The 21,893-nt window shown below is 59.8% G+C and carries 18 protein-coding genes; 8 read left to right on the top strand and 10 right to left on the bottom strand.

Annotation, left to right across the window (positions count from 1 at the left end):
• Window positions 1–504: 504 nt before the first annotated feature.
• Complete coding sequence (locus tag CXQ93_RS10170; protein ID WP_104110269.1) at window positions 505–2,094, bottom strand: ABC-F family ATP-binding cassette domain-containing protein; 1,590 nt, start codon at window positions 2,092–2,094, stop codon at window positions 505–507.
• A 213-nt stretch (window positions 2,095–2,307) separates the two neighbouring features.
• Between CXQ93_RS10170 and CXQ93_RS10165 the strand changes: the two genes are divergently transcribed.
• The 4 genes from CXQ93_RS10165 (at window position 2,308) to CXQ93_RS10150 (ending at window position 6,155) form a co-directional block, all read left to right on the top strand.
• A complete protein-coding gene (locus CXQ93_RS10165) occupies window positions 2,308–3,054 on the top strand; it encodes a dienelactone hydrolase family protein (RefSeq protein ID WP_258068787.1) in 747 nt (248 codons plus the stop codon).
• 167 nt (window positions 3,055–3,221) lie between these two features.
• On the top strand, window positions 3,222–4,208 hold the full coding sequence (locus tag CXQ93_RS10160) for a diaminopimelate dehydrogenase (RefSeq protein WP_104110267.1): 987 nt from the start codon (window positions 3,222–3,224) through the stop codon (window positions 4,206–4,208).
• A gap of 742 nt (window positions 4,209–4,950) precedes the next feature.
• Window positions 4,951–5,619 (top strand): GAP family protein, encoded by a 669-nt coding sequence (locus tag CXQ93_RS10155; RefSeq protein WP_104110266.1) that lies wholly within the window; start codon window positions 4,951–4,953, stop codon window positions 5,617–5,619.
• Window positions 5,529–6,155 carry a hypothetical protein gene (locus CXQ93_RS10150; RefSeq protein ID WP_104110265.1) on the top strand — a complete coding sequence of 209 codons (627 nt, stop codon included), beginning with the start codon at window positions 5,529–5,531 and terminating at the stop codon, window positions 6,153–6,155. Before CXQ93_RS10155 ends, CXQ93_RS10150 begins: the two co-directional genes overlap by 91 nt.
• A gap of 105 nt (window positions 6,156–6,260) precedes the next feature.
• Here the strand turns inward: CXQ93_RS10150 and CXQ93_RS10145 are convergent, their stop codons facing one another.
• The 6 genes from CXQ93_RS10145 to dgoD form a co-directional block, all read right to left on the bottom strand.
• Window positions 6,261–7,859, bottom strand: a complete 1,599-nt coding sequence (locus tag CXQ93_RS10145; RefSeq protein ID WP_104110264.1) for a family 16 glycosylhydrolase — start codon at window positions 7,857–7,859, stop codon at window positions 6,261–6,263.
• Window positions 7,860–8,444: 585 nt separating this feature from the next.
• A complete protein-coding gene (locus CXQ93_RS10140) occupies window positions 8,445–9,641 on the bottom strand; it encodes an ROK family transcriptional regulator (RefSeq protein WP_181036109.1) in 1,197 nt (398 codons plus the stop codon).
• Window positions 9,631–10,281, bottom strand: coding sequence for a bifunctional 4-hydroxy-2-oxoglutarate aldolase/2-dehydro-3-deoxy-phosphogluconate aldolase (locus CXQ93_RS10135; RefSeq protein WP_104110262.1), 651 nt, complete (start codon window positions 10,279–10,281; stop codon window positions 9,631–9,633). The genes CXQ93_RS10140 and CXQ93_RS10135 overlap by 11 nt, the downstream gene beginning before the upstream one ends.
• Window positions 10,271–11,236 (bottom strand): sugar kinase, encoded by a 966-nt coding sequence (locus CXQ93_RS10130; protein ID WP_258068786.1) that lies wholly within the window; start codon window positions 11,234–11,236, stop codon window positions 10,271–10,273. Before CXQ93_RS10130 ends, CXQ93_RS10135 begins: the two co-directional genes overlap by 11 nt.
• Complete coding sequence (locus CXQ93_RS10125) at window positions 11,233–12,162, bottom strand: SMP-30/gluconolactonase/LRE family protein (protein WP_104110261.1); 930 nt, start codon at window positions 12,160–12,162, stop codon at window positions 11,233–11,235. Before CXQ93_RS10125 ends, CXQ93_RS10130 begins: the two co-directional genes overlap by 4 nt.
• Entirely contained in the window at window positions 12,156–13,301 is a 1,146-nt protein-coding gene (dgoD, locus tag CXQ93_RS10120) for a galactonate dehydratase (protein WP_104110260.1), read from the bottom strand. Before dgoD ends, CXQ93_RS10125 begins: the two co-directional genes overlap by 7 nt.
• A 309-nt stretch (window positions 13,302–13,610) precedes the next feature.
• Between dgoD and CXQ93_RS10115 the strand changes: the two genes are divergently transcribed.
• From CXQ93_RS10115 to CXQ93_RS10100, 4 genes are read left to right on the top strand one after another with little or no spacing between them, the layout of a single operon-like run.
• Window positions 13,611–14,921 carry an ABC transporter substrate-binding protein gene (locus tag CXQ93_RS10115; protein ID WP_104110259.1) on the top strand — a complete coding sequence of 437 codons (1,311 nt, stop codon included), beginning with the start codon at window positions 13,611–13,613 and terminating at the stop codon, window positions 14,919–14,921.
• 2 nt (window positions 14,922–14,923) lie between these two features.
• Window positions 14,924–15,871 (top strand): carbohydrate ABC transporter permease, encoded by a 948-nt coding sequence (locus CXQ93_RS10110; RefSeq protein ID WP_104110258.1) that lies wholly within the window; start codon window positions 14,924–14,926, stop codon window positions 15,869–15,871.
• 18 nt (window positions 15,872–15,889) lie between these two features.
• On the top strand, window positions 15,890–16,837 hold the full coding sequence (locus tag CXQ93_RS10105; RefSeq protein WP_146073208.1) for a carbohydrate ABC transporter permease: 948 nt from the start codon (window positions 15,890–15,892) through the stop codon (window positions 16,835–16,837).
• A gap of 20 nt (window positions 16,838–16,857) precedes the next feature.
• Window positions 16,858–17,619, top strand: a complete 762-nt coding sequence (locus CXQ93_RS10100) for an NAD(P)-dependent oxidoreductase (protein ID WP_181036108.1) — start codon at window positions 16,858–16,860, stop codon at window positions 17,617–17,619.
• Between the two features lie 79 nt (window positions 17,620–17,698).
• On the opposite strand, the gene araA is transcribed toward CXQ93_RS10100, so the two are convergent.
• The 3 genes from araA to araB are packed head-to-tail and all read right to left on the bottom strand — an operon-like array spanning window position 17,699 to window position 21,648.
• Entirely contained in the window at window positions 17,699–19,237 is a 1,539-nt protein-coding gene (gene araA / locus CXQ93_RS10095; protein WP_104110255.1) for an L-arabinose isomerase, read from the bottom strand.
• Between the two features lie 30 nt (window positions 19,238–19,267).
• The gene (locus tag CXQ93_RS10090; RefSeq protein WP_104110254.1) at window positions 19,268–19,972 is read right to left on the bottom strand and encodes an L-ribulose-5-phosphate 4-epimerase; all 705 of its coding nucleotides are present in this window, start codon (window positions 19,970–19,972) and stop codon (window positions 19,268–19,270) included.
• A complete protein-coding gene (gene araB, locus CXQ93_RS10085; protein ID WP_258068785.1) occupies window positions 19,969–21,648 on the bottom strand; it encodes a ribulokinase in 1,680 nt (559 codons plus the stop codon). Before araB ends, CXQ93_RS10090 begins: the two co-directional genes overlap by 4 nt.
• Window positions 21,649–21,893 lie beyond the last annotated feature (245 nt).

Below are 21,893 nucleotides of genomic sequence, written 5' to 3'. Positions count from 1 at the left end.
CGGTCCCCGGGGAACACCTCCCGAATACTCATACAACAAGCCTAAACATACCGATACTTAACCGCAATACTTACTAGAAAGTAACTTCTAACAAGTGTGGTGTGAAAGTGCTCTAAAGAAGGTTTGCGTGGGGTTTTAGAGAACGTCCAAACCATCGCATCGCACCAGGCCAGCCCACACTGCAGGCAGAACCACCCGGCCCAAGCAACCCACCGGGGCAGAACCAAGCCGCCAACCCAGCCTGCCCAATCCCAACACGGCCCAGCCCGCCCCACCCAACCCGCCACCCCGGCCCATTCCGCAGCAACCAGCCACCCAAGCCCGCCCCAAACCGAGCCAGCCTGACCCACCCAAACCCAGCCACCCCGTCCCGTCCCCATCCCACGCACAAAGCACAGCCAGCGGAGAAGAGATTAACGCAAGAACCGCCGTCGTCCATCACAGGACAACAACGGTTCAAGGGAAAAGGAAGGAACAGACGAAGGGCCCCGCTCCCTACTTAATTTAGTGCCCGCCGAGGACCACGACTTCGCCGGGAACCTCGGGGTTGAATACAAGGCGGCGATTGGCGATCTTGTCTGTGAAGAAACGGTCGTGGCTGACCACGAGGACGGCTCCCGGGAAGTGCAGCAGCGCTCGTTCCATGACCTGCGTGCTCGACATATCGAGGTGGTTAGTAGGCTCATCAAGCACCAAAACTGAGGCACCGGAAAGCAGACACTGGGCCATGGCGACGCGGGCGCGCTGCCCACCGGAAAGGTTGCCGATGCGCTGCTTGAGATCAGCCTCGGAGAACTGGAACATGGCAAGGAAACGGTTGACGGACTTCTTGGTGGCCGTCAAGGCCAGGCTGTCCGGCATGGCGTTGACGGCGTGGGTGACGGTGTCCTCGGGGTCCAGCTCGTCAAGAATCAGGTTGTAGGAGATGAGCCCGCCGCCCTTGGCCCAGGTGACATATCCGGAATCGGCAGGTTCTTCGCCTGTGAGGGCGCGCAGCAGCGTGGACTTTCCCGAGCCGTTTGATCCCAAGACCACAATCCGGTTGCCTCGGCGAATCTCAAAGCTGAGGTCGTTAAACAGCGTGCGGTCACCGTAAGACTTGGTCAGTGATTCGACCCGGCACAGCACATCCTTGACGTGTAGTCCGCTGTAAATCTCGGTGATGATCTTGTCCACGGGACGCGGTGCGCGCGACTTCTTAATCTTGGAAAGCTTGGAATCGAGCCCCTTGGAGGCAGCCTTCGTGGCCTCGCGGCGATCAGAAATTCCTTCGGCTTCAAAGGCCAGTAGCTCAGATTCGTGCATGAACTGGCTTTCCAGGGACTTGAGGCGGAACTGCTTGGCCACCACATATTCGCCAAAGTTGCCGGGGTATTCGTGCAGGTGGAAGTTTTCAACCTCGACGATGCGTGTGACCACCGCATCCAGGAACTTCCTATCGTGCGAGACGATCAGGGCAGCACCCTTGAAGTTCTTGAACCAGCTCTCGAGCCATTCCACGCCGGCCACGTCAAGGTAGTTGGTGGGCTCATCGAGCAGCAGGACATCGGGTGCCTCAAGCAGGATCTTGGCCAGGGCTGCACGGTTTCGCCAGCCGCCGGACAACTCATCGATGGCGCACACGCGGTGGGCCTGATTGAAGCCGAGCGTGGTCAGAACCTTGTCAATGGAGCGCTGATAGTCCCAGCCGTCCAACCGGTCCATATCGGAAAAAAGCTCCGATTGGCGGTGAATGAGCCGGTCCATCTCAGATTCGGACTGATCGACGGCGAGCGCTGCGTCAATCTCCGCAAGCTCGGCCTCGATCTCCTTAACGTGCGCAAAGACTTCTTCGAGCACTTCGAGGATGGTTTGCTCGCCGTTCAACTCTGAGAACTGCGAGAAGTAACCAATTTTGGTGCCGAGTTCCACGCTGACAGTTCCGGTATCCGGCTCAACTTGGTCCATGACGAGCTTGAGCAGCGTGGACTTTCCGGAGCCGTTGCGCCCGATCAGGCCCACCCGGTCCCCCGCCTCGAGTTTGAAGAACGCCTCGCGCAGCACCTGAACCTTGTCGAAGCGCACGGAAACGTCATTGAGGCGGATCAAGCTCATGGGTGTGGTCCTTTTGTTGCGGGAGATGGGGCACGGAAAACACCCACGCCCAGTTTACCGGCAGCGGAGGGGCCCGCGGTGGCGCGTGCCGCCGTCGTCCTTTCGTTTGAGAAGTACGACGGCGGTACGGGGCCTCGGTCAGCATCCTCACCTTGCGCTCGGCTGCAGAATGTTCCTCTGGCCACTCACCTCTGCGCGTGCCAGTCTTAGGGCATGGGAACGATGATCGATTTTGTGGCGGCGGGGCAGGGATTTCAGGGATACCGTTCGGAGCCTCAGGGCCAGGCCCGGGGTGCGGTGCTGGTGATTCATGAGATTTGGGGGCTAAATCCGCACACGCGGGATATTGCAGACAGATTTGCCGCCGCTGGTTACCTCGCTGTAGCTCCCGATCTGATGGGCTTGGCGGGCCTGGATGCGGTACTGCTAGCCGAATTGGGTGAACGCCGCGCGGATCCTGCGGCCCGGGCGGAGGTGCAGCCCCTCATCCGCGAGGCTACAGCTCCGATGAACTCCCCGGAAATGGCTGCAAGAACTAAAGCAGGCGTTGCTGCGGTCTTTGACTATTTGAACGCAACATCAGAGGGCATGGACCGGACAGCCGTTGTGGGATTCTGTTTTGGCGGGACCTACGCATTCTCTTTGGCGGCGGCAGAACCTCGACTCGCAGCGGCAGTCCCGTTCTATGGCCATGCCAATTACTCGCCCGAAGACCTCGCCAGCATAAGTTGCCCAATCCTCGCTTTCTACGGGGCCAACGACACCGCGCTCATGGATGCTCTGCCGGAGCTCACCGCCAAGATGCATCAGGCCCACGTCGACTTCCGGCCCACCGTGTTCCCGGAGGCTGGGCATGCCTTCTTCAACGACACCAATGCCACCGTATATAGAGAAGGACCAGCACTCGCTGCCTGGAGTATGACTTTAGAGTTCTTGGAACAGGAGCTCATCCGGCCTTAGAAGTCATCGCTTCCCTAGCCACCAGACGTCAGCCTCGAATTTTGCTCAAGTACTCGTATTCAGCGCATCTACCGATTCGTCGTCTCGGCGGCAGACGGTACCCTAGTGGGTTGGAGGCAGCAGCCGCCTCGTGGGCTGCTGCCGATCAACGATTGGATGGAGAGCACATGAGCGCGCCAATTCGCATTGGAATTGCAGGCTACGGAAATTTGGGTCGCGGAGTCGAGGCGGCAATTGCCAAGAACACGGACATGGCGCTTGTGGGTATTTACACACGCCGCAACCCCTCTGACCTGATGTCGCTGCATGCGGACACCCCGGTGTTCTCCATGGACGAGCTGGCCGGACACGCTGGCGATATTGATGTGCTGATTCTGTGCGGCGGCTCAAAGTCGGACCTGCCAGATCAGGGCCCCGCGCTGGCTGCACTATTTAACACAGTGGACAGTTTCGACACCCACGCCCGTATCCCGGAGTACTTCTCCGCCGTGGATGCACCCGCGCTGGCCAACTACAAGACCGCGCTAATTTCCGCTGGTTGGGACCCTGGAATGTTCTCCATCAACCGTGTCTACGGCGAGGCGCTCCTGCCCGACGGCGACACCTATACGTTCTGGGGCCGCGGGCTGAGCCAGGGCCACTCGGACGCTATCCGGCGCGTGGATGGGGTGGCTGGCGGCGTGCAGTACACGCTGCCGTCCCAGACCGCCATTGAGCAGGTCCGTAGCGGCTCGCGCCCCGAGCTGACCACACGCCAGAAGCACACGCGCGAGTGCTTCGTGGTGCTCGAAGACGGCGCTTCCGAGGATGCCGTGCGCGCCGAGATCGTGGGCATGCCGCACTACTTTGACCAGTACCACACCACCGTCAACGTCATTACTGCCGAGGAATTGGCCCGCGATCACGCAGCCATGCCGCACGGCGGTTTTGTCATTCGCAGCGGGAACACCACGGACGGACACGCTCAGGTCATCGAGTATTCCCTAGCGCTGGAGAGCAACCCGGAATTCACCTCCAGCGTGCTGGTGGCCTACGCCCGCGCCGTGCACCGAATGAACTCTACGGGCCAGTTCGGCGCCAAAACCGTGTTCGACGTGGCCCCCGGACTACTCTCCCCCAAGTCGGCTGCAGAGCTGCGCAAAGAACTGCTCTAACTGAACCACGACGGCCGCTGGCGAGTTGGCGCCACCTCACCAGCCGCCGTCGTACTTACTATTCAGCTTGGGACACCAGATCGAAGTGGGCGGTGTCGGAGCAAATTGAGGTCACCATCAACATGTACCCCCTGAAAGACAATTCTTACTCAATGGCCAGGTTCCTGAACGTTTCATCGACGGACGGTTTGGGCTCATCCGCCCACACCATGACGCTGACGGTGGGCGCATCGGCATCAGCTTTGGTTCCCACGAGTCCCCTCTGAGGAGTGTATCCAGCCCCAAGAGAGGACTGGGGAAGACCGGGAAACGGCCCCACTGCGGATGGAATAACCCTATAGTGACCGGTTCCCGTGCAGGCTTGGTCAGTACTCATGGTGGAGTCCCTTGTGGTGGTGGGTTCTGGCCCGGGAACAGCGCCGCAGGCTGACATCAAGGGCAGGCCCAGCAGGTGTGTGGCGAGGATTGAATATACTGCAGACCGGGCATTCATTTGGCAACAATGCTGGCGTGCAAAATCTTGTCAGTGGTCACGGGCAGATCTGCAGCAAACGCTCGGAGATCGTCAATATCGGCCCCAAGAAATTCCAGCATCATCTCCACCCAATATTGACTTTCATGCGATTACTTTTGACCCTCTAGCCAGTCACCTCACTGATCGACGGGGGCTACTCCCCATGCCTTGGCGCCCCTCCGTCCTGTGAAAGACTTTGGGCACCTCACTAGACCACGGAAAGTCGCCATGAACGACGTCATAGGAAGTATCCTCCCTCTCAGCTTGGGCGTGGCCCTGAGCCCCTTTCCCGTCATCATGATTGTGCTACTTCTTGGATCGGCCCGACCGCGCGTCAACGGATTGGCGTTCCTGGGCGGCTGGGTGGCGGGGCTCGCGGTGATCGTCTCCGTCCTAACCTTCGCCTTTGACCTCCTTGACGGCACCGGCTCCGACCCGGGCCCAGTGGCGGGCGTCCTGCGGATCCTCCTGGGCGCCTTCCTACTGGTCATGGCAGCACGGAAGTTCACCAAGCGCTTTGTGAAGAACGACGCCGGGCCCCTCCCCCGTTGGATGGCCTCCGCCAGCAGCTACTCACCAAGGCGGAGCGTGGTCATGGGGCTGACTCTCTCGGCCGCCAACCCCAAGAACTTTGCCATTACTGCCGCAGCGGGTGTCGCCATCGGTGCCGCTGCCCTGGAGCCGGGTGCCGAAATTTGGGCCATGCTCGCGTACATCGTCCTGGCCTCCTTGACGGTGCTGGTGCCCGTTACGGCCTACCTCGTGGCTCCGCGCAAGGTGGCTGTGCCACTGCGCGCCGTCATGGAGTGGCTGCAGGTGAACCATTCAGTCATGACCGGCCTGCTGCTCGTTGTGTTCGGGTTCATCCTGATCGGCAACGGAATCGGCAGCTTCTAGTTAATCTGGAATTCATCCATCAAAGAACGCTTGATGACTGGCAGTTGCTGCTGCCCGCCGCCAGCGTCCTTGAAATCACCCCTGACAGGCTGATCCCCACACACACCGCCGCGGTGGAGGCGCACCCGCGGTTCGATTTTCGCCAGTCACGGAAAATCGGTGACGTGGAGATCGATCATGCCTTCACGGATCTGCGTCGAACGGACGACGGCGTAGCCCAAGTCCGCCTCGAGGCCGCCGACGGCGGTGGCACAGTCATGAGCTGGGATGCTAGCTGCCCCTGGGTCCAAATACACACAGCAGATCGTCCCGAGAAGCAAAACCATCGCATCGGGTTGGCTGTGGAACCCATGACCTGCCCTCCTGATGTTTTCCACTCGCAGCTTGACCTCATCGTTTTGCCTGCTGGGGAAGCCACAGCGCCCAGTGGAGCATCCGTTCCCTGTAAGGCGAAGTTAGGGGTGCCGAGCGAGTTGACGCTTCGCATCGCGCTTGCCGAGAGATGCGCGAAAAGCTCCCCGAAAGCCAGGACATGAAATATCCAGCCCACATTTCGGGGAGCAGTTCGTTCAAAGCTCACGAGGCCATCAGTTTCTAGGCCCCGTGAGCTTTGGCCGATGACGGCGACACTTCGCGTCAGATCATCGCCAGGTGATGGCATCCCTCGGGATGGTGAAGTCCACCGGCAGGCGTTTTGCCGACGGAACGCTGCCATCCAATGGGTTAACGAACGTCACATCGAAACTGATTTCGCGATTCAATTTCTGGGACGGCTTGCTGAAAGTCCAGCCAGTCGGCACTTTGACACTCGCAACAGCGGCGTGCGGGTTACCAGTTAGACCAGCAGCCGGCAGAACTGCAAGAGTTGCCTTTGCGCGTCTGGTGGGAATGGTTGGCGCCAACTTGTAGGCTGTACCCAAATCTGTGCCAACGGGAAGAGCAGTGTAGTAGACCGAGTACACACCGACGGGCAAGTCTGCTGTGGTCTGCGGTGAGCCCTTGCTGCTGGCAACAACGCGAACCTCATTCCGCCCACCCGTGACGCCGCCATTGACGAACATGGGGGTGTCATTGACTGACCAGACAACCTCGTATCCGGCCCGGTTAACAGACACATGTTCGGCGAGGTTCACCTGCTGCCCCTGACGGATGGCAATATCAGCTACGCCGCTGATAACAGGAAGTGCGGCATAGTAGGCCTGATCGGATGCCTTCTGCGCGTCAGTTTGTGAGTACTGTACCCAGTCAACGACCAATTCTGTCCCGTCCTGGGCCAAGTAGTCACCGGCGTCGCCAGCCCAGTTGCCTCCTGTGGCGAGGTTTATTTGCAGGTACATGGGGCGGAGCATGCCCGCCGCTGCAGCTTTCCGACGCTCGTTTTCCACTGGGTCAGGGTCGGTAAAGACAAGGGTCTTGTATACCTGCCCATCAAGAAGCCACTCGAGCTTCTCCGGCGTCCGGTTAATTCCGAACACATGAAAGTCGTCGTTGAAATCCGAGCCAATCACGGCCGCTCCACCCAATGTTTGGGGGCTGTAACTGCCGTCTCCGTCAGCATCGCCCCGACTGTAGGCGAAGTGCGGGGTGCCATAGATTTTGCGATTGCTCACGCCTGAGGAGGCGATTTCGCCTTGGCTGGCCCTGCTGGCAGTTGGGGCTCCAATCAATTCCACAACGTCCAACTCCCCACAGCTTGGCCAGCCTGTCCCCTGCGAAGTGGCGATGCGTCCGTCAAGATGGAACTCGTGTCCCAGCATCCAAATGGCAGGGAATGCGCCTTTGCCTTTGGGAAGGCGGACCCGGACCTCGAGCTTTCCGTAAAGGAAGTCTTTCTTGGCATGGGTTCGGATGCTGCCTGAGTTGTACTTGACCAGGCGCGCTTTTGCACCGTGCCTGGCGGTATTGCGATACTGATCTTCCACGGGCCTGTCGGTGACGGCAATAACTAGCTGACCGTCCTTGACCCGGACGTTTTCTTGGCTGCTCGAGTAGTGCTCCTGCTCATTGCCACGGATGTTTCCGAGCTCGTACTCCCAGAGGTCTTGATTGAGTGCCTCGCCGTCAAAATGTTCGCTCCAAACAAGTTTGGCGCCGTCTTGGATGCTCGTTCCGGAGGGACTCGCTACTGCCTTGGAGGCGGTAACGCCAGCAAGGGCGACCATGCCGGCAGCGCCAACAAACGCGCGGCGCCCAACGACCTTCCCTTGGCCAAGTCGCGACTGATCAGATGTTTTTTCCATGGGGATCTCCTTTGAAGTGACGAGGCGCTGGGCCGTAAACGTGCCCAGTCCAGGACAGTGAGTTTGATGTGATCAAAAGCGATGGCGCCAAAAAGACAAGAGCAGAGCGCCACTGAATATATGGCGCCTCACATTCTTTTAGAATATGAGACATTAAGTTTCTTTCGATCAATGAAACCAATCAAAGCACACACCTGATGTGACTCGCAATACTATTTGGCAACTTTGTTAATGTTAATTTCCAGCCGATTCATATTCCCGTAATTAAAAAATGGCACAACTAGTCGCACCGGAGACGACGCGTCCTGAAAGCGATGTCGTGGCCTCCGATATAGCCCCGAATCTATGCGGTTTTTGGCTTGAATAACGCATTTCCAGCGCCATGTAATAATTCAATTGTCACTGCAAATATAAGACAGAACTCCCTCAGCTAAAACACGTCTCCGCGCCATTCAGGGCGCGACAATAGCCCATTCTAATAATATTCTTTTTGCTGCGATTTCAATCTCGCATCAACTAGCTTAAAAAGAATTACTCCTCACGGAATGAATAATTTTCAAGCAGATTATATTTGCCTCAAAGGCCCTATATAGCCCCGAGTTTGTCAATAGCTGAAGTACCCGCCATTTCGCGTAGCGCCAGGGCCGCACCACCACGGGCTCCCGTGCTGGCTCCCGGCGGGAGCACGGCTTGGACCACACTCAAATGCGAGCTGGTCAGGGGCAGGGTATGAAGTTTCAAGGCCGTGGTTAACGGGCCCATGAACGGTTCCCCTGTTTGGGCCAGCTCACCGCCAATGACCATGAGTTCCGGGTCCAGCAGATTCGAGATACCGGCAAGAAAACGGCCAGCCATGGTACCGATCTCGGACAGTACCGACAGGCAGGTGGGGTTGCCCGCACCGGTTTCCTGGAGCACATCATCCCAAGTCGCTGTGGCACCAAGAGCTGGACGCAGCAGCGAAAGAACATGAGCCGTTCCAGTGCGCAGGACGAGGCAACCACGATTTCCGCACGGACAAGCCGGACCATTGATGTCCGTAGACATGTGTCCCACTTCGCCAGCTGCTCCAATGCTGCCGCGGTAGAGGTGCCCAGCATCAAACAAGGCCAGACCAACGCCGCTGGAAAAGTTCAGGTACAGCATGTTTTCGCTGTCTTTGCCGGCGCCCCATTGTTGTTCGGCGAAGCCTTCCAACCGTGAGTTGTTTTCCAAAAAGATAGGAAACGGCAGGTGGTTCGCCAAGGTGGTTCGAACATCTACCAAGGACCACGCCTGGCCGGGGATGGAGCCACCCACCTTGTACGTTCGCCTGTCGATCTGCCCCGGCACACCAACGCCCATGCCGACGATGTTCGCATCATCTATACCTGCACGGGAAAGCAGCTGGCGCACGATGACGGCCGCAGCGGCCACTCTGGACTCGGCAGTGTCGGCCGGGTCAACAGCGAAGGAGGTCTGTACTACTGTGCTGCTGGCCAAATCGGAGACATTGATTGCCACCTGATCGAGGGTGAAGTCCAGGCCCAGACTGTAGCCTGCACTCGGGTTGATGGCCACCAGTTCATGCCCATGACCGCTGGTGTCCTGGTCTGGGGCGCGGTTGAGCACAACTTCACGTTCCAACAGCTCATTGGTGATGTTGGTGATGGTGGTTCGTGAGGTTTTCATGCGCCGGGCCAGCTCGGCCCTGTGCATGGGGCCTTCGTTGAGAAGGAGCTCCAACACCTGTCGCCTGTTGTTGGTGCGCAACCCCTTCAAAGCACCGCCTTTAGTATGCATTTGTTGAATCTTCCAGTTCCGCTCCGGACATGTCAAACGGCCCGTCACCATACCGGGCCAGGAGCTCGAGCTGGAGGGGGTCTTCTAGAGCTGATCCCACCGCGACCACCTTCGCCCCGGCCTTGAGGAACGCAGTCGCATTGTCGGCGTCAATGCCCCCTGTCGCCACAAAATTCATCGTGGGGAACGGTCCAGCCATCGCCTTGAGCCATGCCGGGCCCAGCACGGATGCGGGGAAGGCTTTGACCCAGCTCGCCCCCATAGAGATAGCTACCTGGATGTCACTGGCAGTTGCAACGCCCGGCAGCTGCGGCAGCCCCGCCTCGCGGCAGGCTTCCATGACCAGCCGATCGGTGCCGGGACTCACAGCAAACGCGGCTCCGCAGTCAAGCGCTTGCACAACATGCTCGGAAGTGACGATAGTCCCGGCACCTACGGGGAAACCCCGCTCTCGCCCTGCCGCTGCCACGGCTCGCAGAGAGGCCAAATCCGATGGAGTTTGGATGGGAATCTCCACGGACTTGATCCCGGCATCCCACGCGAGATGCGCAACTTTCAGGGTGCGTTCAGTTCCCATCCCCCGCAGAATGGCCATGACGGGGGTTGCGGAAAACATGTCATCGAAGTAATCATTGCCCATTGTTGGCCACCGTTCCATTCATCGCTTGAAAATCACTGATACTACGCAAGGCCCGGCCAGCAAACTCATGACCCCGGCCCAAGCGCTGGGTGGGCCTGCCGCCGTCGAGCATGGAGGAAAGGTATCCGGCGGCGAAGGCATCGCCGGCACCCACGGCTTCCACCACGTCCACGCGAGCTGCCGGCACAAAGGTAAGCTGCAACCCGTCATATTCGGTGGCCCCCACTGCCCCGTCCTTGACGATGAGGTGCTTGGGCCTGTCAATAAGTGCCCTGACATCACTGGCGAACACCAAATTCGGCCACAACGCCTGCGCCTCATCAAGGCCCACGAAGAGAAAGTCGGCTTGCTGGGCGAGTTTCAAAAGCACCGGCGCAGCCACCGAAGCCGGCCACAGTGCTTCTCGAAAATTGATATCAAAGGACACGGGGACGTTTTCCTGTGCCGCGCGGGAAAACAAGGCCTGCATCATGGCGCGGCAGCTGGGTGAGAGCGCCGGTGTGATTCCGGAGAGGTGCAGCAGGCCCAGCTGATGCCAGGGCAGCGTGTCTGCCAGTTCCGGCCCCATTAAGGAGGCCGCCGAATTGGCACGGTAATACTGCACCTTCGTTGCGCCGGTCCCGGGATCCTTGAACATCACGCCCGTGGACGAGTCCGGGTCAATGAGCAGATAAGAGAGGTCAATCCCCCGGCCAGCAAGTTCTTTGGCCAGCCGCCGACCGAGCGCGTCATCCCCCACCCGGCTGGCCCAGGCAACCTTGTGTCCGCGTTCGGCGAGGTACTGGGCAACATTGGATTCAGCGCCTGCCGTACCGAGGATGAAATCCGCCGCCATTTCCAGTGGCTCCGGGCGTGCCGGAGCCACTACGGCCATGGTCTCCCCCAACGTCATCACGTCGATTCGTCGCTTGTCGGTCAGCGCATCGGTCTTTGCTTCGGTCATCTGGCCGCTCATCCGTTTTCCCCTTCGCTTGGTAGTGCAATCGCCAGCGGTCCACGGTAGGAGCGGGCAGGCGGTCCGCTCGCTCCCACGCGGGCGGTGAAAAGCCGCCCGGCGTCGGGCTGGTTTTGCTTCCAATCCTCGGGCAGCCACCCGCTGCAGGTAGTGATGACCAGCAAGCCGCCAGCAAAACACACAGCTGTTGGCCGCGCTACCGGGACACTGACGACGGCGAGCAGCTCGCCACCGGGCGAGTAACGGCGCACAGCCCAGCCGTCCCACATCGCCACCCAGATGCATCCTTCATCGTCGAGGACCAGTCCGTCGGGGTCACCCTCCCCTGGAAGAAAAGTGACAATGCAGTGCCTGCCGGTGATGGTGCCAGCCGGGCCGATGTCCAACCTTTCCAAGGTGCCGGTAGTGGTATCGACGTAGTAGGCGGTGCGGCCGTCGGCTGTGAAGTCCAGGCCGTTGGAGATCCCGATGCCCTCCAGTGCGACGGTGGCGCTCCCGTTTGTGTCAAAACACCAAAGCCGCCCCGCGCCCAGGATTCCGTTGCGGCCCATGGATCCGGCCCACAGATTTCCGGCGGGGTCGGCGACGCCGTCGTTGAAGGCAGTGGGGTGGCCGGCTTCGGGGGCAGCCAAGATGGCGACTGTGCCATCCTGGGCAAGGTGGGCAATGCCGCCTTCTTTGGCCATGATCCAGCCTGCGCCGGCCTCAGGCAATGGCGTCACGGGGCCGGACATCGCACCAACGTTCAGGCTCCGTACTAGCTCAATTCCATCGCCATTTACGTCGCCAAAATGAACCATGCCAGCGGTGATGTCGGTCCAGATGAGTTCCCCGGTCCGCTCATCTAGCCGCGGCGTTTCACCTAGCTCGGCACATAATACCCCTGCCGGAGCGGCCACAAATTGGGCCGTTGCCGCCTTCACCATTCGAGGAAGGAGTTGTCGTCCTGGCGCCAGATGGCATTGCGCCAGTGGTGTGGTGTCTCGGCTTCGAACCGGACCTTGTCCTCGTCAATCTCAATGCCGAGCCCAGCGGCCAGCGGGCGGTTAATGTAGCCGGTGCCCATGTCAAAGACGACCGGGTCCACAAGGTAGTCGAACAGATCGGGACCTTGGGTATATTCTGCGCCGCGGCTCTGTTCCTGTATCAGGAAGTTGGGGCTGGCGATATCCACTTGCAGACTGGCAGCCAAGGCGATCGGTCCCAAAGGGCAGTGCGGTGCCAGCAGTGCACCGTAGGTCTCGGCCATCGCGGCGATCCGTCGAACCTCGGAGATGCCGCCGGCATGACTGAGGTCAGGCTGAACCACGCTCACGCCGTTGCCCAGCACTGTTCTGAAGTCCCAACGGGAGTAGAGCCTTTCACCGGTGGCTATTGGGATGGAGGTCGCCTGCGTGATGAGACCCAGATCGGCGGACAGTTCCGGGACCACCACTTCTTCGGCAAACATGGGCAGGAATTCCTCCATCAACGGCAATACTCGCCGCGACATGGCAGGGGTGAACCTGCCATGGAAGTCCAAGGCAATATCGAGGGACTCACCTCCTGCCTCTCGCACAGCCGCCAGATTGTTGACCATGCTCCGAATAGAAGCAGCCGTGTCCAGCGGGGCCACCTTTGTCGCCGGGCAGAACTTCACTGCGTCGAAGCCAGCAGCCATGGCAATCCGTGTGGACTCGGCCAACTCTTCCGGACGGTCACCGTGAATCCACGTGTACATGCGCACCTTGTCCCGGACTGCGCCACCAAGCAACTCATACACCGGGACGCCCAGCGCCTTGCCCTTGATATCCCACAAAGCCTGGTCGATGCCGGCGACGGCGCTGGAAAAGACTGGGCCCCCACGGTAGAAACCGCCCTTGGTCAGAACCTGCCAGTGATCTTCGATCCGCGAGGCATCTTGGCCAATGAGGTAGTCGGACATCTCGGCGACGGCCGCGGCCACGCTATCTGCCCGCCCCTCAACAACTGGTTCACCCCAGCCAACGACTCCCTCATCTGTTTCCATCCGCAGAAACAGCCACCGGGGAGGGACCTGGAAGGTTTCGATCTTGGTAATCTTCATGTTTCTCCGAGTGGTCAGGGCTCATTGGTGGCAATGGCCTACCAATCAAGCGCCAGGCAATGGGCGCTACGGACTTTGCCTTCAATGTGCCATCAGATCAAATTCTTGTCAACTATCTTTACACCAGCAATCCTCAGTCCCGGTATTCAAGCGAAAATATGCGAAATAATCCCGCGGAGTTACGACATGGGATGAATTTTATGTAAATTCAATTGACAAGTAACAGATTCCTGTGATTAGACTCACACAGCGCCAGATCGGCTTCCAACCCGGGCGTCAATCACATCGGACCATTCGTAAGGAACGCTCATGACTCACCCCAATGCGTGGCTCAAGATTGCCACTGGTGCCATCCTGGCTACCTCCGTCGCTTTTGCGGCATCCGGCTGCACCACCACTTCGGCATCGCCGGATGACGGTGCAAAATCCCTAACTTACTGGTCCATGTGGACCGAGACAGAGCCCCAGGCGGCGGTGTTGAAGACATCGCTTGAGTCTTTTGAAAAAGACACCGGCATCAAAGTCGATGTCCAGTGGCAAGGCCGCAAGGTTCTAGAAAAGGTGACGACCGGGCTGCTCTCCGGAGACGTTCCTGATCTGGTGGATCAGGCGTACGACAAGATTGGTCCGGCACTGGCGGCAACGAACCAGGCCGCAGACCTCTCCTCGGTGCTGTCGACCAAGATTCCCGGCGAGGAAGAACACACAGTTGCCGATGTGATTCCGTCGAAGTACTTCGATATCTTGCCCAGTTACGGCGGAGAGGTGAAGAACTACATGGTGCCGTACTCGGTATCCAACGTGTCGGTGTTCTACAACAAGGCCAATGCTGTCGCGCCCAAAGCCCCCACAACGTGGGATGAGCTGTTGGCCAACTGCCAGAAAGCCGTAGACGCCAAGATGGGCTGCATCGCAGCCGATGGCGATGCCACGTGGGCCAACAGCTACTGGTTCGATTACCTGATCAATCGCAACATGGGCGACGGCGCGTTCCAGAAGCTGATGGAAGACAAGACCGGCGCAGCGTGGGATGACGCAGCAGTCCTCAAGTCAGCCCAGCAGATCCAGGAATTGGTTACCAAGGGTTACATCATCAAGGGCTACGACGCGTCCAAGTACCCCGAACAGCAGAATGCTTGGGCCGCCAACAAGGCCCTGTACTTCTTGATGGGCAGCTGGGCTCCGGCTGAGACTGCAAAGTACGCAGCAGAAGGCTTTGACTACGGCGCGTTCAATTTCCCCAGCACCGCCACCAACGCCAGCACAGCCAATGACACCTTGCTCTTCGGCTTCACGGTCCCCAAGAAGGCCGCACACCAGGATGAGGCGAAGCAGTTCATCGCGTACTTCAGCAACAAAGACCGCATGTCCGGCATCTCCACCGACGCCAACAACCTGGCGGCCCGTCCCGACGTAGACGCGCCTAAGCAGCTGGCCGACGTTGCCGCTATCCTTGCCGACAACGAGACGAGGCTGCCCACCGACGGTGTCTCGAGCGACGTCATCGACAAGGGCTTCAACCCCACGTTCGACAAACTCTTCTTGGGCAAGGTCTCCGCTGAGGAATACGTCAAGGAAGCCAAAGCGGCAACCATCGCCTACTGGAACGCCAAGGGCTAACCATGGCAACTCCCGTAATTTCCCCGGCACGCGGACGCAGTACTGGCCGCCCGCGTGCCGGCATGTCCGCCATTGAACGCAGCCGACGGCGCTTGTACTGGCCCATGTTGCTGCCAGCACTGCTCTTGATGGTCTTGTTTTACATTGTCCCGATTCTCTATGCCGGCTGGCTTAGCCTGCACACGTGGGATGGCATCAACGAACTCAAGTGGCGAGGCGCTGATAACTACATCCAGCTGGCCAAGGACCCCATATTTATTGGGTCCATCGTTAATACGCTAAAGATCCTCTTCGTTGTTGGGATCGTTACCTTCGTATTCGCCTTCGCGTTGACCATGATCCTGAGGGACATGATGGGGCGGAAATTTGTCCGCAGCGTCCTCTTTTTCCCCACTTTGATCAATGCCATGGTGTTCGGCATCTTTGCCGGTTTCCTGTTCAGCCCGGCCGGTCCGATTAACAAGCTTCTGGCCTTCGTTGGAGTCCAGGACCCGCCCAAGTGGCTGGCCCAAGACAACCTCTTCAACTTGATCATGATCGTGATGATCTGGAGCGCCACGGGCTACTTCACCACCATCATCATGTCCGCAGTAGACCAGATTCCGGCTTACTACTATGAGGCCGCCGGTCTTGACGGTGCCGGCCCTTGGGCCAAGTTCCGGCATGTGACACTCCCCCTTGCCTGGGATGTGATCTCGGTTTGCGCCGTGCTGTGGACCATGAGCTCGGTTAAGGTTTTCGAGTTGATCCTGGTGTTTGGCGGCTCCACCGCACAGGCGCCTCCAGCCAGCACCTGGTCCACGGCGCTCTACGTTTACCAAGCTGCCTTCGGCGGCGGATCCCGTGAATTCGGTGTTTCCGCGGCGGCCGCAATCGTCAGCCTTGCTCTGGTGACCGTTCTGACCATCGGCCTGCGACGCATGCTGCGCCGTGAAGCCATTGAAATCTAGTAAGCAAAGGGTGCAGCAGTGAATCACGTTCTAACGCAATCACCGACCGCCCCCGTGGTGGAGTCGGCGGTGTCCCTTCCGCCGCTGAAAGTTCGACGGCGCAAGTCAAGTATGAAGTCCCGGCCCACCATCGGCGGGATGATCGGGCGGGTCATTGTCTGGCTCTTGGTGGCCTTCAATCTCTTCCTGGTTGTTTGGATGGTGATGACGTCCCTGCGCGATACCCGCGACATCGCCCGCGATCCCTTGGGCCTCCCCACTCAGCCTCATTGGGAGAATTTCGCCACAGCTTGGAACACGGGCGGGTTCGGCATTGCAGCCATTAACTCAGTGGTCGCCACAGTTGTTTCTTCCCTCCTGGTGGTGGCGATTGCTGCCCCGGCCGCCTATGTTCTGGCCAAGTCCACCCGGAGACTCTCCTCGACGTTCACGTTGATGTTTGTGCTGGGTCTGGGCGTTCCCGGGCAGGTACTCCTAGTACCGATCTATGTCATGTTGGCTAAGTTCCAGGACATCTCCCACTTGAAAATGATCAACAGCGTGCAGGGACTTATTGTGGTCATGGTGGGCTTGGGCATCCCCTTCACAGTGTTCTTGCTGGCGGGGTTCTTCCGCTCTCTGCCAGTGGAAATTGAGGAAGCTGCGGCAATCGATGGTTCCTCCGGTATCCGCACGTTTATTCAGATCGTGCTGCCACTGGCACGCTCGGGTTTGGTGACGGCGTTTATGCTGGCAGTCATCAGTGGCTGGAATGAGACGCTGTTCTCGCTGGTCATGCTGACCACGGCGGAGAACCGGACCCTGCCCATTGCGCTCCTTGCATTCCTGGATCAGTCCCAGTTCAATGGGGCCGATTGGGGCGGGCTCTTCGCCGGGATCGTACTGGTTGTCACACCCGTTCTGGCGTTGTTCATCTGGCTTGGACGGCGCATTGTTGAAGGCATGACGGTAGGCATCAGCAAGTAATACGAAAGGACGGCTCGGGCGTGAAACCACTGCTCTTGCTCACGGGCGGAACCGGAATCGTGGGGCAGCTGCTGCTGCCGGGTTTGCGCCTCGATTACCGCCTCCGGATTACGTCCCAGACCGCTCCCCTGCCAGGTGTCATCGAACCCGGTGATGAGCTAATGGTGGGAGATCTCCGCGACGCCGGCTTTGCCCGGCATTGTGTTGAGGAGTCCGACGTCGTCATTCACCTTGCTGCTAACGCCTCCCCTGCCGCTTCGGCCGAGGAGGCAATGGGGAATGTGGACATGGCAGCGTCGCTTTTCGATGCCGCAGCAGATGCCGGGGTGGGCCGCACGGTGGTGGCCAGCTCGGTGCATGCCAGCGGTATGGATTATCGAGATGGCGCGCATGGGATCAGCCCTCTAGCTATCCCCCGCCCGTGCTGTCCCTATGGTGCTAGCAAAGTGGCCATCGAGGCGCTGGCCCGGCTGTATCAGGATGCGCAGGGCAACGCGGTATCGTGCTTGCGGCTGGGCCTGACAGGATGGGCGCTGGTTGAGCAGCAGTACGCCCTGACATGGTTGTCGACGGAGGATTTGATCCGTCTGGTTCGCGCCGCGCTGGCCCGGCCGGCAGGCTTCGGCATTTACAACGCAGTCTCCGCAGATTCGGCCACGCGGTGGGACACCGGCAACGCGCTGGCAGACCTTGGCTGGTCACCGCGCGACAGGTGGCCGGTGGATGTGGAGCAGCTGCCCTTGGCCGTGTCGTGCCCCTGCCAGATGTTCAGCATTCTCTAAACTCACCATAAACAAAGCGGCGCCCGTCCAAGAACTGGACGGGCGCCGCTTTGTTTCCACCTGCTGGGAACCTGAATTTCTAGAACCCCTGCGCCAGGCGGTAGTACGCCTGGTTCCAGCGGATCTCACGGGCAAAGCCGCGCTGCGTGGTGTCCTCGTCAATGACCAGGAGTTCGGCTTCGAAGATGTCGGCAAAATCTTCGAACGCCTCAATGCCGACGGCGGTGCTCATGACTGTGTGGTGGGCTGCGCCCGCCTCTAGCCAGGCAGCAGCAGAAGTGGCAAAGTTGGGCAGCGGCTTCCACACGGCGCGGGCCACGGGAAGATTAGGCAGCGGCTCATCCAGCGGGACAACCTCAACCTTGTTGGCGGTGAGGCGGAAGCGCTCGCGCATGTCGGACATGGCCACCACCACGCCGGCGCCGGGATCGGCGTCGAACACCAAGCGCACGGGATCCTCGCGGCCACCAATTCCGAGCGGGTGGACCTCCAGCGAGGGCTTGCCGGCTGTCAGTGACGGGCAGACCTCGAGCATGTGTGCGCCCAGGATCTTTTCCTGGCCGGGGACCAGATGGTAGGTGTAGTCCTCCATAAGGGAGGCCCCGCCGGGCAGGCCTTCGCCCATGACCTTGGCCGCGCGGATCAGCACGGCGGTCTTCCAGTCGCCCTCGGCACCGAAGCCGTAGCCGTCAGCCATAAGCCGCTGCACGGCCAGGCCGGGGAGCTGGCGCAGGCCGCCCAGGTCCTCGAAATTGGTAGTGAAAGCCCCGAAATCACCGGCTTCGAGGAAGCTGCGCAGGCCCAGTTCAATCTTGGCCCCGTAGCGCAGGGAATCGTGGCGTTCGGCGCCAGGGTGCAGTTCCGGTGCCACGTTGTAGAGGCGCAGGTACTCCTCGATGAGGGCGTCGACGTCGGACTCGGAGGAGGCATCAACGGCCTCCACCAGTTCGTTGACGGACCAGCTGTTGACCGAGACACCAAAGCGGATTTCCGCCTCGGTCTTGTCGCCCTCGGTGACGGCCACATTGCGCATGTTGTCGCCAAAACGGGCAAGTTTCAGGGTGCGGACCTGGGCGACGGCGGCTGCCGCACGCGTCCAAGTCCCGATCTTCTCACGCACCAGCGGGTTGGACACATGGCCCACCACGGTCTTGCGCGCAACGCCCATGCGGGACTGGATGTAGCCGAATTCCCGGTCGCCGTGGGCGGCCTGGTTCAGGTTCATGAAATCAAAGTCAATGTCAGCCCACGGCAGCGCCTCGTTGGCCTGGGTGTGCAGGTGCAGCAGCGGCTTGTTCAATTCCGTAAGGCCGCGGATCCACATCTTGGCAGGCGAGAAGGTGTGCATCCAGGCGATAAGTCCGATGACTTTGTCATCCGAGTTTGCGTCAAGGGCTGCACGGCGGATGGACTCGGAGTCCTTCAACACATCCTTGAACACCACGCGTACCGGGATCTCACTGGATTCTTGCAGGGTCCTGACCACTTCGGCGGACTGTTCGGCCACCTGGCGCAGGGTTTCCTCGCCATAGAGGTTCTGGCTTCCTGTCAGGAACCAGACTTCGCTTCCGGCCAGCGAATTATTTAGCTGCGGGGAATTATTCAACTTCAAAGACATGTTCATTCCTTCAAGCACGAGGTGGGTGGGTTACTGTCCGTAGACGTTTTGGTAGCGCTGGTGGAGTTGGTCAATGTGTGCGCTCTCAATGGGGATCATGGGACCCAGCTCACGTGAGAGATGCACGGTGCGGGCCACTTCCTCGCACAGCACTGCGGCCTTGACCGCAGCCCTGGCCGTGGCGCCGATGGTGAACGGGCCATGGTTTTGCATGAGCACAGCCGGCGAGCGCGAGCCACTGAGGGTCTCGACAATGCCGCGGCCTATGGAGTCGTCGCCAATGAGCGCGAATGGGCCGATGGGGATTTCCCCGCCGAATTCGTCGCCCATCATGGTTAGCACGCACGGGACGGCCTCGCCGCGCACTGCCCACGCCGTGGCGTAGCTGGAATGGGTGTGCACCACGCCGCCAACCTCTGGCATGTGCCGGTAAACGTAGGCGTGCGCTGCCGTGTCGGACGACGGCGTCAGCTCGGGATTGCCCCATGGCCCGTCCGCGGGGGTTCCGTAGAGATCGGTGACCACCATGGATTCGGGGGTGAGCAAGCCATAGTCGATCCCAGAGGGCTTGATGACCATGAGGTCTGCGCCGGGCACCCGGGCCGAGACATTGCCTGCCGTCCACACCACGAGTTCATAGCGGACCAGCTCTGCATGCAGAGCGCATACTTCCTCGCGGAGGGTGGCGATGGTTGCCAACAGCTCAGGCGTTGCAGCGTCATCTGTCTGGCTCATGACCCCACCTCCAAAGCAACGTTGTGTGCATTGCGGGAAATGGCCTTGAGCCTGTGCATGACGTCGTTAGTACCCCGGCCAAAGTAGTCATGGAGCAGCTGGTACTCGGCAAACAACGCGTTGTAAGCGCGCACATTTTCCGGGATGGGGGTGACAACGGCTTTGTTCACGCTGCCCATGGCGGCCGAGGCGGAGCGGATGTCCGAGTACTGCCCGGCGGCTACGGCGGCATGGATGGCGGAGCCGAGAGCTGGGCCCTGGCTTGAGCCGATGGTGGACAACGGCATGTTCAGCACGTCGGCGTAAATCTGCATGAGCAGCTGATTCTTCATGAGCCCGCCGGCCACAATGAATTCCGTCACGGGAACACCGGCAGTGTTGAAGGTTTCCACAATGACACGTGCACCAAAGGCCGTGGCCTCCAGGAGTGCGCGGTAACCATCCTCGGGACGCGTGGCCAGTGTCTGGCCCACCACGACGCCGGAGAGTTCATGGTCTACAAGGACCGAACGGTTGCCGCTATGCCAATCCAAAGCGATCAGACCATGCTGACCAATGCTCTGGCGCTCAGCTAATGACGTGAGGTATTCATGAATGCCCATGCCCCGCTTGGCCGCTTTGGCAACATAGCTCTCTGGTACTGAATTCTTGATAAACCAGCCAAAGATATCGCCCACGCCGGATTGTCCGGCCTCGTAGCCGTACAGCCCGGGGATGATTCCGCCGTCGACCACTCCGCACATACCCGGGACTTCCCGGAGTTCGCTGGAGCTCATGACGTGGCAGGTGGAGGTTCCCATGATGGCAACCATCTGCCCCGGCTCGACGGCCTTGGCTGCGGGGGCCGTGACGTGAGCGTCCACATTTCCAACGGCAACAGGGATGCCTTCCGGCAGGCCTGTCCAGCCAGCGGCTTCGGCGCTGAGCGTCCCGGCAACATCACCCAGATTGCCAATGGTGTGTTCCAGCTTGTCCACAACAAAGCCGGCAAAGCCGGGATTCAAGGCAGCAAGGAACTCTTGGGAGGGATAGTGCCCGTCCTGGCGGATTCCCTTATAGCCGGCGGTGCAGGCGTTGCGGACGTAGCTGCCGGTCAGCTGCCAAACGATCCAGTCGGCGGCTTCCACCCAGTGGCTCATGGCTTCATAAACGGCCGGGGCCTCCTCCAGAAGCTGCAGTCCCTTGGCAAATTCCCATTCCGAGGAGATCAGCCCACCATAGCGCGGCAGCCAACTCTCGTTACGCTCCCGAGCCAACTCATTGATGCGCTCAGCTTGGGGCTGCGCAGCGTGGTGACGCCACAACTTGATGAAGGCGTGGGGTTCATTGGCCCACTCCGGCAGTTCGCAGAGTGGCGTTCCGTCCACAGTGGTGGGCACCATGGTGCAGGCCGTGAAGTCTGTTCCAATACCCACGACGCTCGCAGGATCGATCCCGGCTTGTGCAACTGCGGCCGGCACGGCCTGCTTGAGAACCTGCCGGTAGTCCTCCGGAACTTGCAACGCCCATTCCGGGGGCAGCCTGTCGAGAGACCCCGGAAGCGAGCGCTCAACCACTCCATGCTGGTACTCAACGACGGCGGAGGCCAGCTCCGCCCCATCGCGAACCCGTACCACTACGGCCCGGCCAGACAGCGTTCCGTAATCAACCCCGATTACGTATAAATCCTGCGTCACCATGCGTTCCTCTCAGCCAATGCGACCGGTGAGCCTTCTTTGGCAGCCCGGAAGTAAAGTATTTGTGAACGCTAACAATACCGAAATGCAATGCCAAGTCAAGAGGGTAGCGAGATAAGCGGAGGCATTTTTCCATACTTCTTGGCGCAGCAAATCCCTAGATCTAAAGACTCCCTGGACAAAAGGACGGTTCGCGATTCGACGTATTTATGACGAGCCAGGACGGAACTATCTCAGGATCCACG

This window comes from Arthrobacter sp. N199823, from assembly GCF_002929705.1.
Taxonomy (GTDB): Bacteria; Actinomycetota; Actinomycetes; order Actinomycetales; family Micrococcaceae; genus Specibacter.
This window is presented reverse-complemented; position numbering and strand designations above follow the sequence as displayed.

Bases quoted from the DNA above. Each gene is read 5' to 3' on its own strand.
- CXQ93_RS10170 (WP_104110269.1), bottom strand. From the start codon at position 2,094: ATGAGCTTGATCCGCCTCAATGACGTTTCCGTGCGCTTCGACAAGGTT.
- CXQ93_RS10165 (WP_258068787.1), top strand. From the start codon at position 2,308: ATGGGAACGATGATCGATTTTGTGGCGGCGGGGCAGGGATTTCAGGGA.
- CXQ93_RS10160 (WP_104110267.1), top strand. From the start codon at position 3,222: ATGAGCGCGCCAATTCGCATTGGAATTGCAGGCTACGGAAATTTGGGT.
- CXQ93_RS10155 (WP_104110266.1), top strand. From the start codon at position 4,951: ATGAACGACGTCATAGGAAGTATCCTCCCTCTCAGCTTGGGCGTGGCC.
- CXQ93_RS10145 (WP_104110264.1), bottom strand. From the start codon at position 7,859: ATGGAAAAAACATCTGATCAGTCGCGACTTGGCCAAGGGAAGGTCGTT.
- CXQ93_RS10140 (WP_181036109.1), bottom strand. From the start codon at position 9,641: ATGCATACTAAAGGCGGTGCTTTGAAGGGGTTGCGCACCAACAACAGG.
- CXQ93_RS10135 (WP_104110262.1), bottom strand. From the start codon at position 10,281: ATGGGCAATGATTACTTCGATGACATGTTTTCCGCAACCCCCGTCATG.
- CXQ93_RS10130 (WP_258068786.1), bottom strand. From the start codon at position 11,236: ATGAGCGGCCAGATGACCGAAGCAAAGACCGATGCGCTGACCGACAAG.
- CXQ93_RS10125 (WP_104110261.1), bottom strand. From the start codon at position 12,162: ATGGTGAAGGCGGCAACGGCCCAATTTGTGGCCGCTCCGGCAGGGGTA.
- dgoD (WP_104110260.1), bottom strand. From the start codon at position 13,301: ATGAAGATTACCAAGATCGAAACCTTCCAGGTCCCTCCCCGGTGGCTG.
- CXQ93_RS10115 (WP_104110259.1), top strand. From the start codon at position 13,611: ATGACTCACCCCAATGCGTGGCTCAAGATTGCCACTGGTGCCATCCTG.
- CXQ93_RS10110 (WP_104110258.1), top strand. From the start codon at position 14,924: ATGGCAACTCCCGTAATTTCCCCGGCACGCGGACGCAGTACTGGCCGC.
- araA (WP_104110255.1), bottom strand. From the start codon at position 19,237: ATGTCTTTGAAGTTGAATAATTCCCCGCAGCTAAATAATTCGCTGGCC.
- CXQ93_RS10090 (WP_104110254.1), bottom strand. From the start codon at position 19,972: ATGAGCCAGACAGATGACGCTGCAACGCCTGAGCTGTTGGCAACCATC.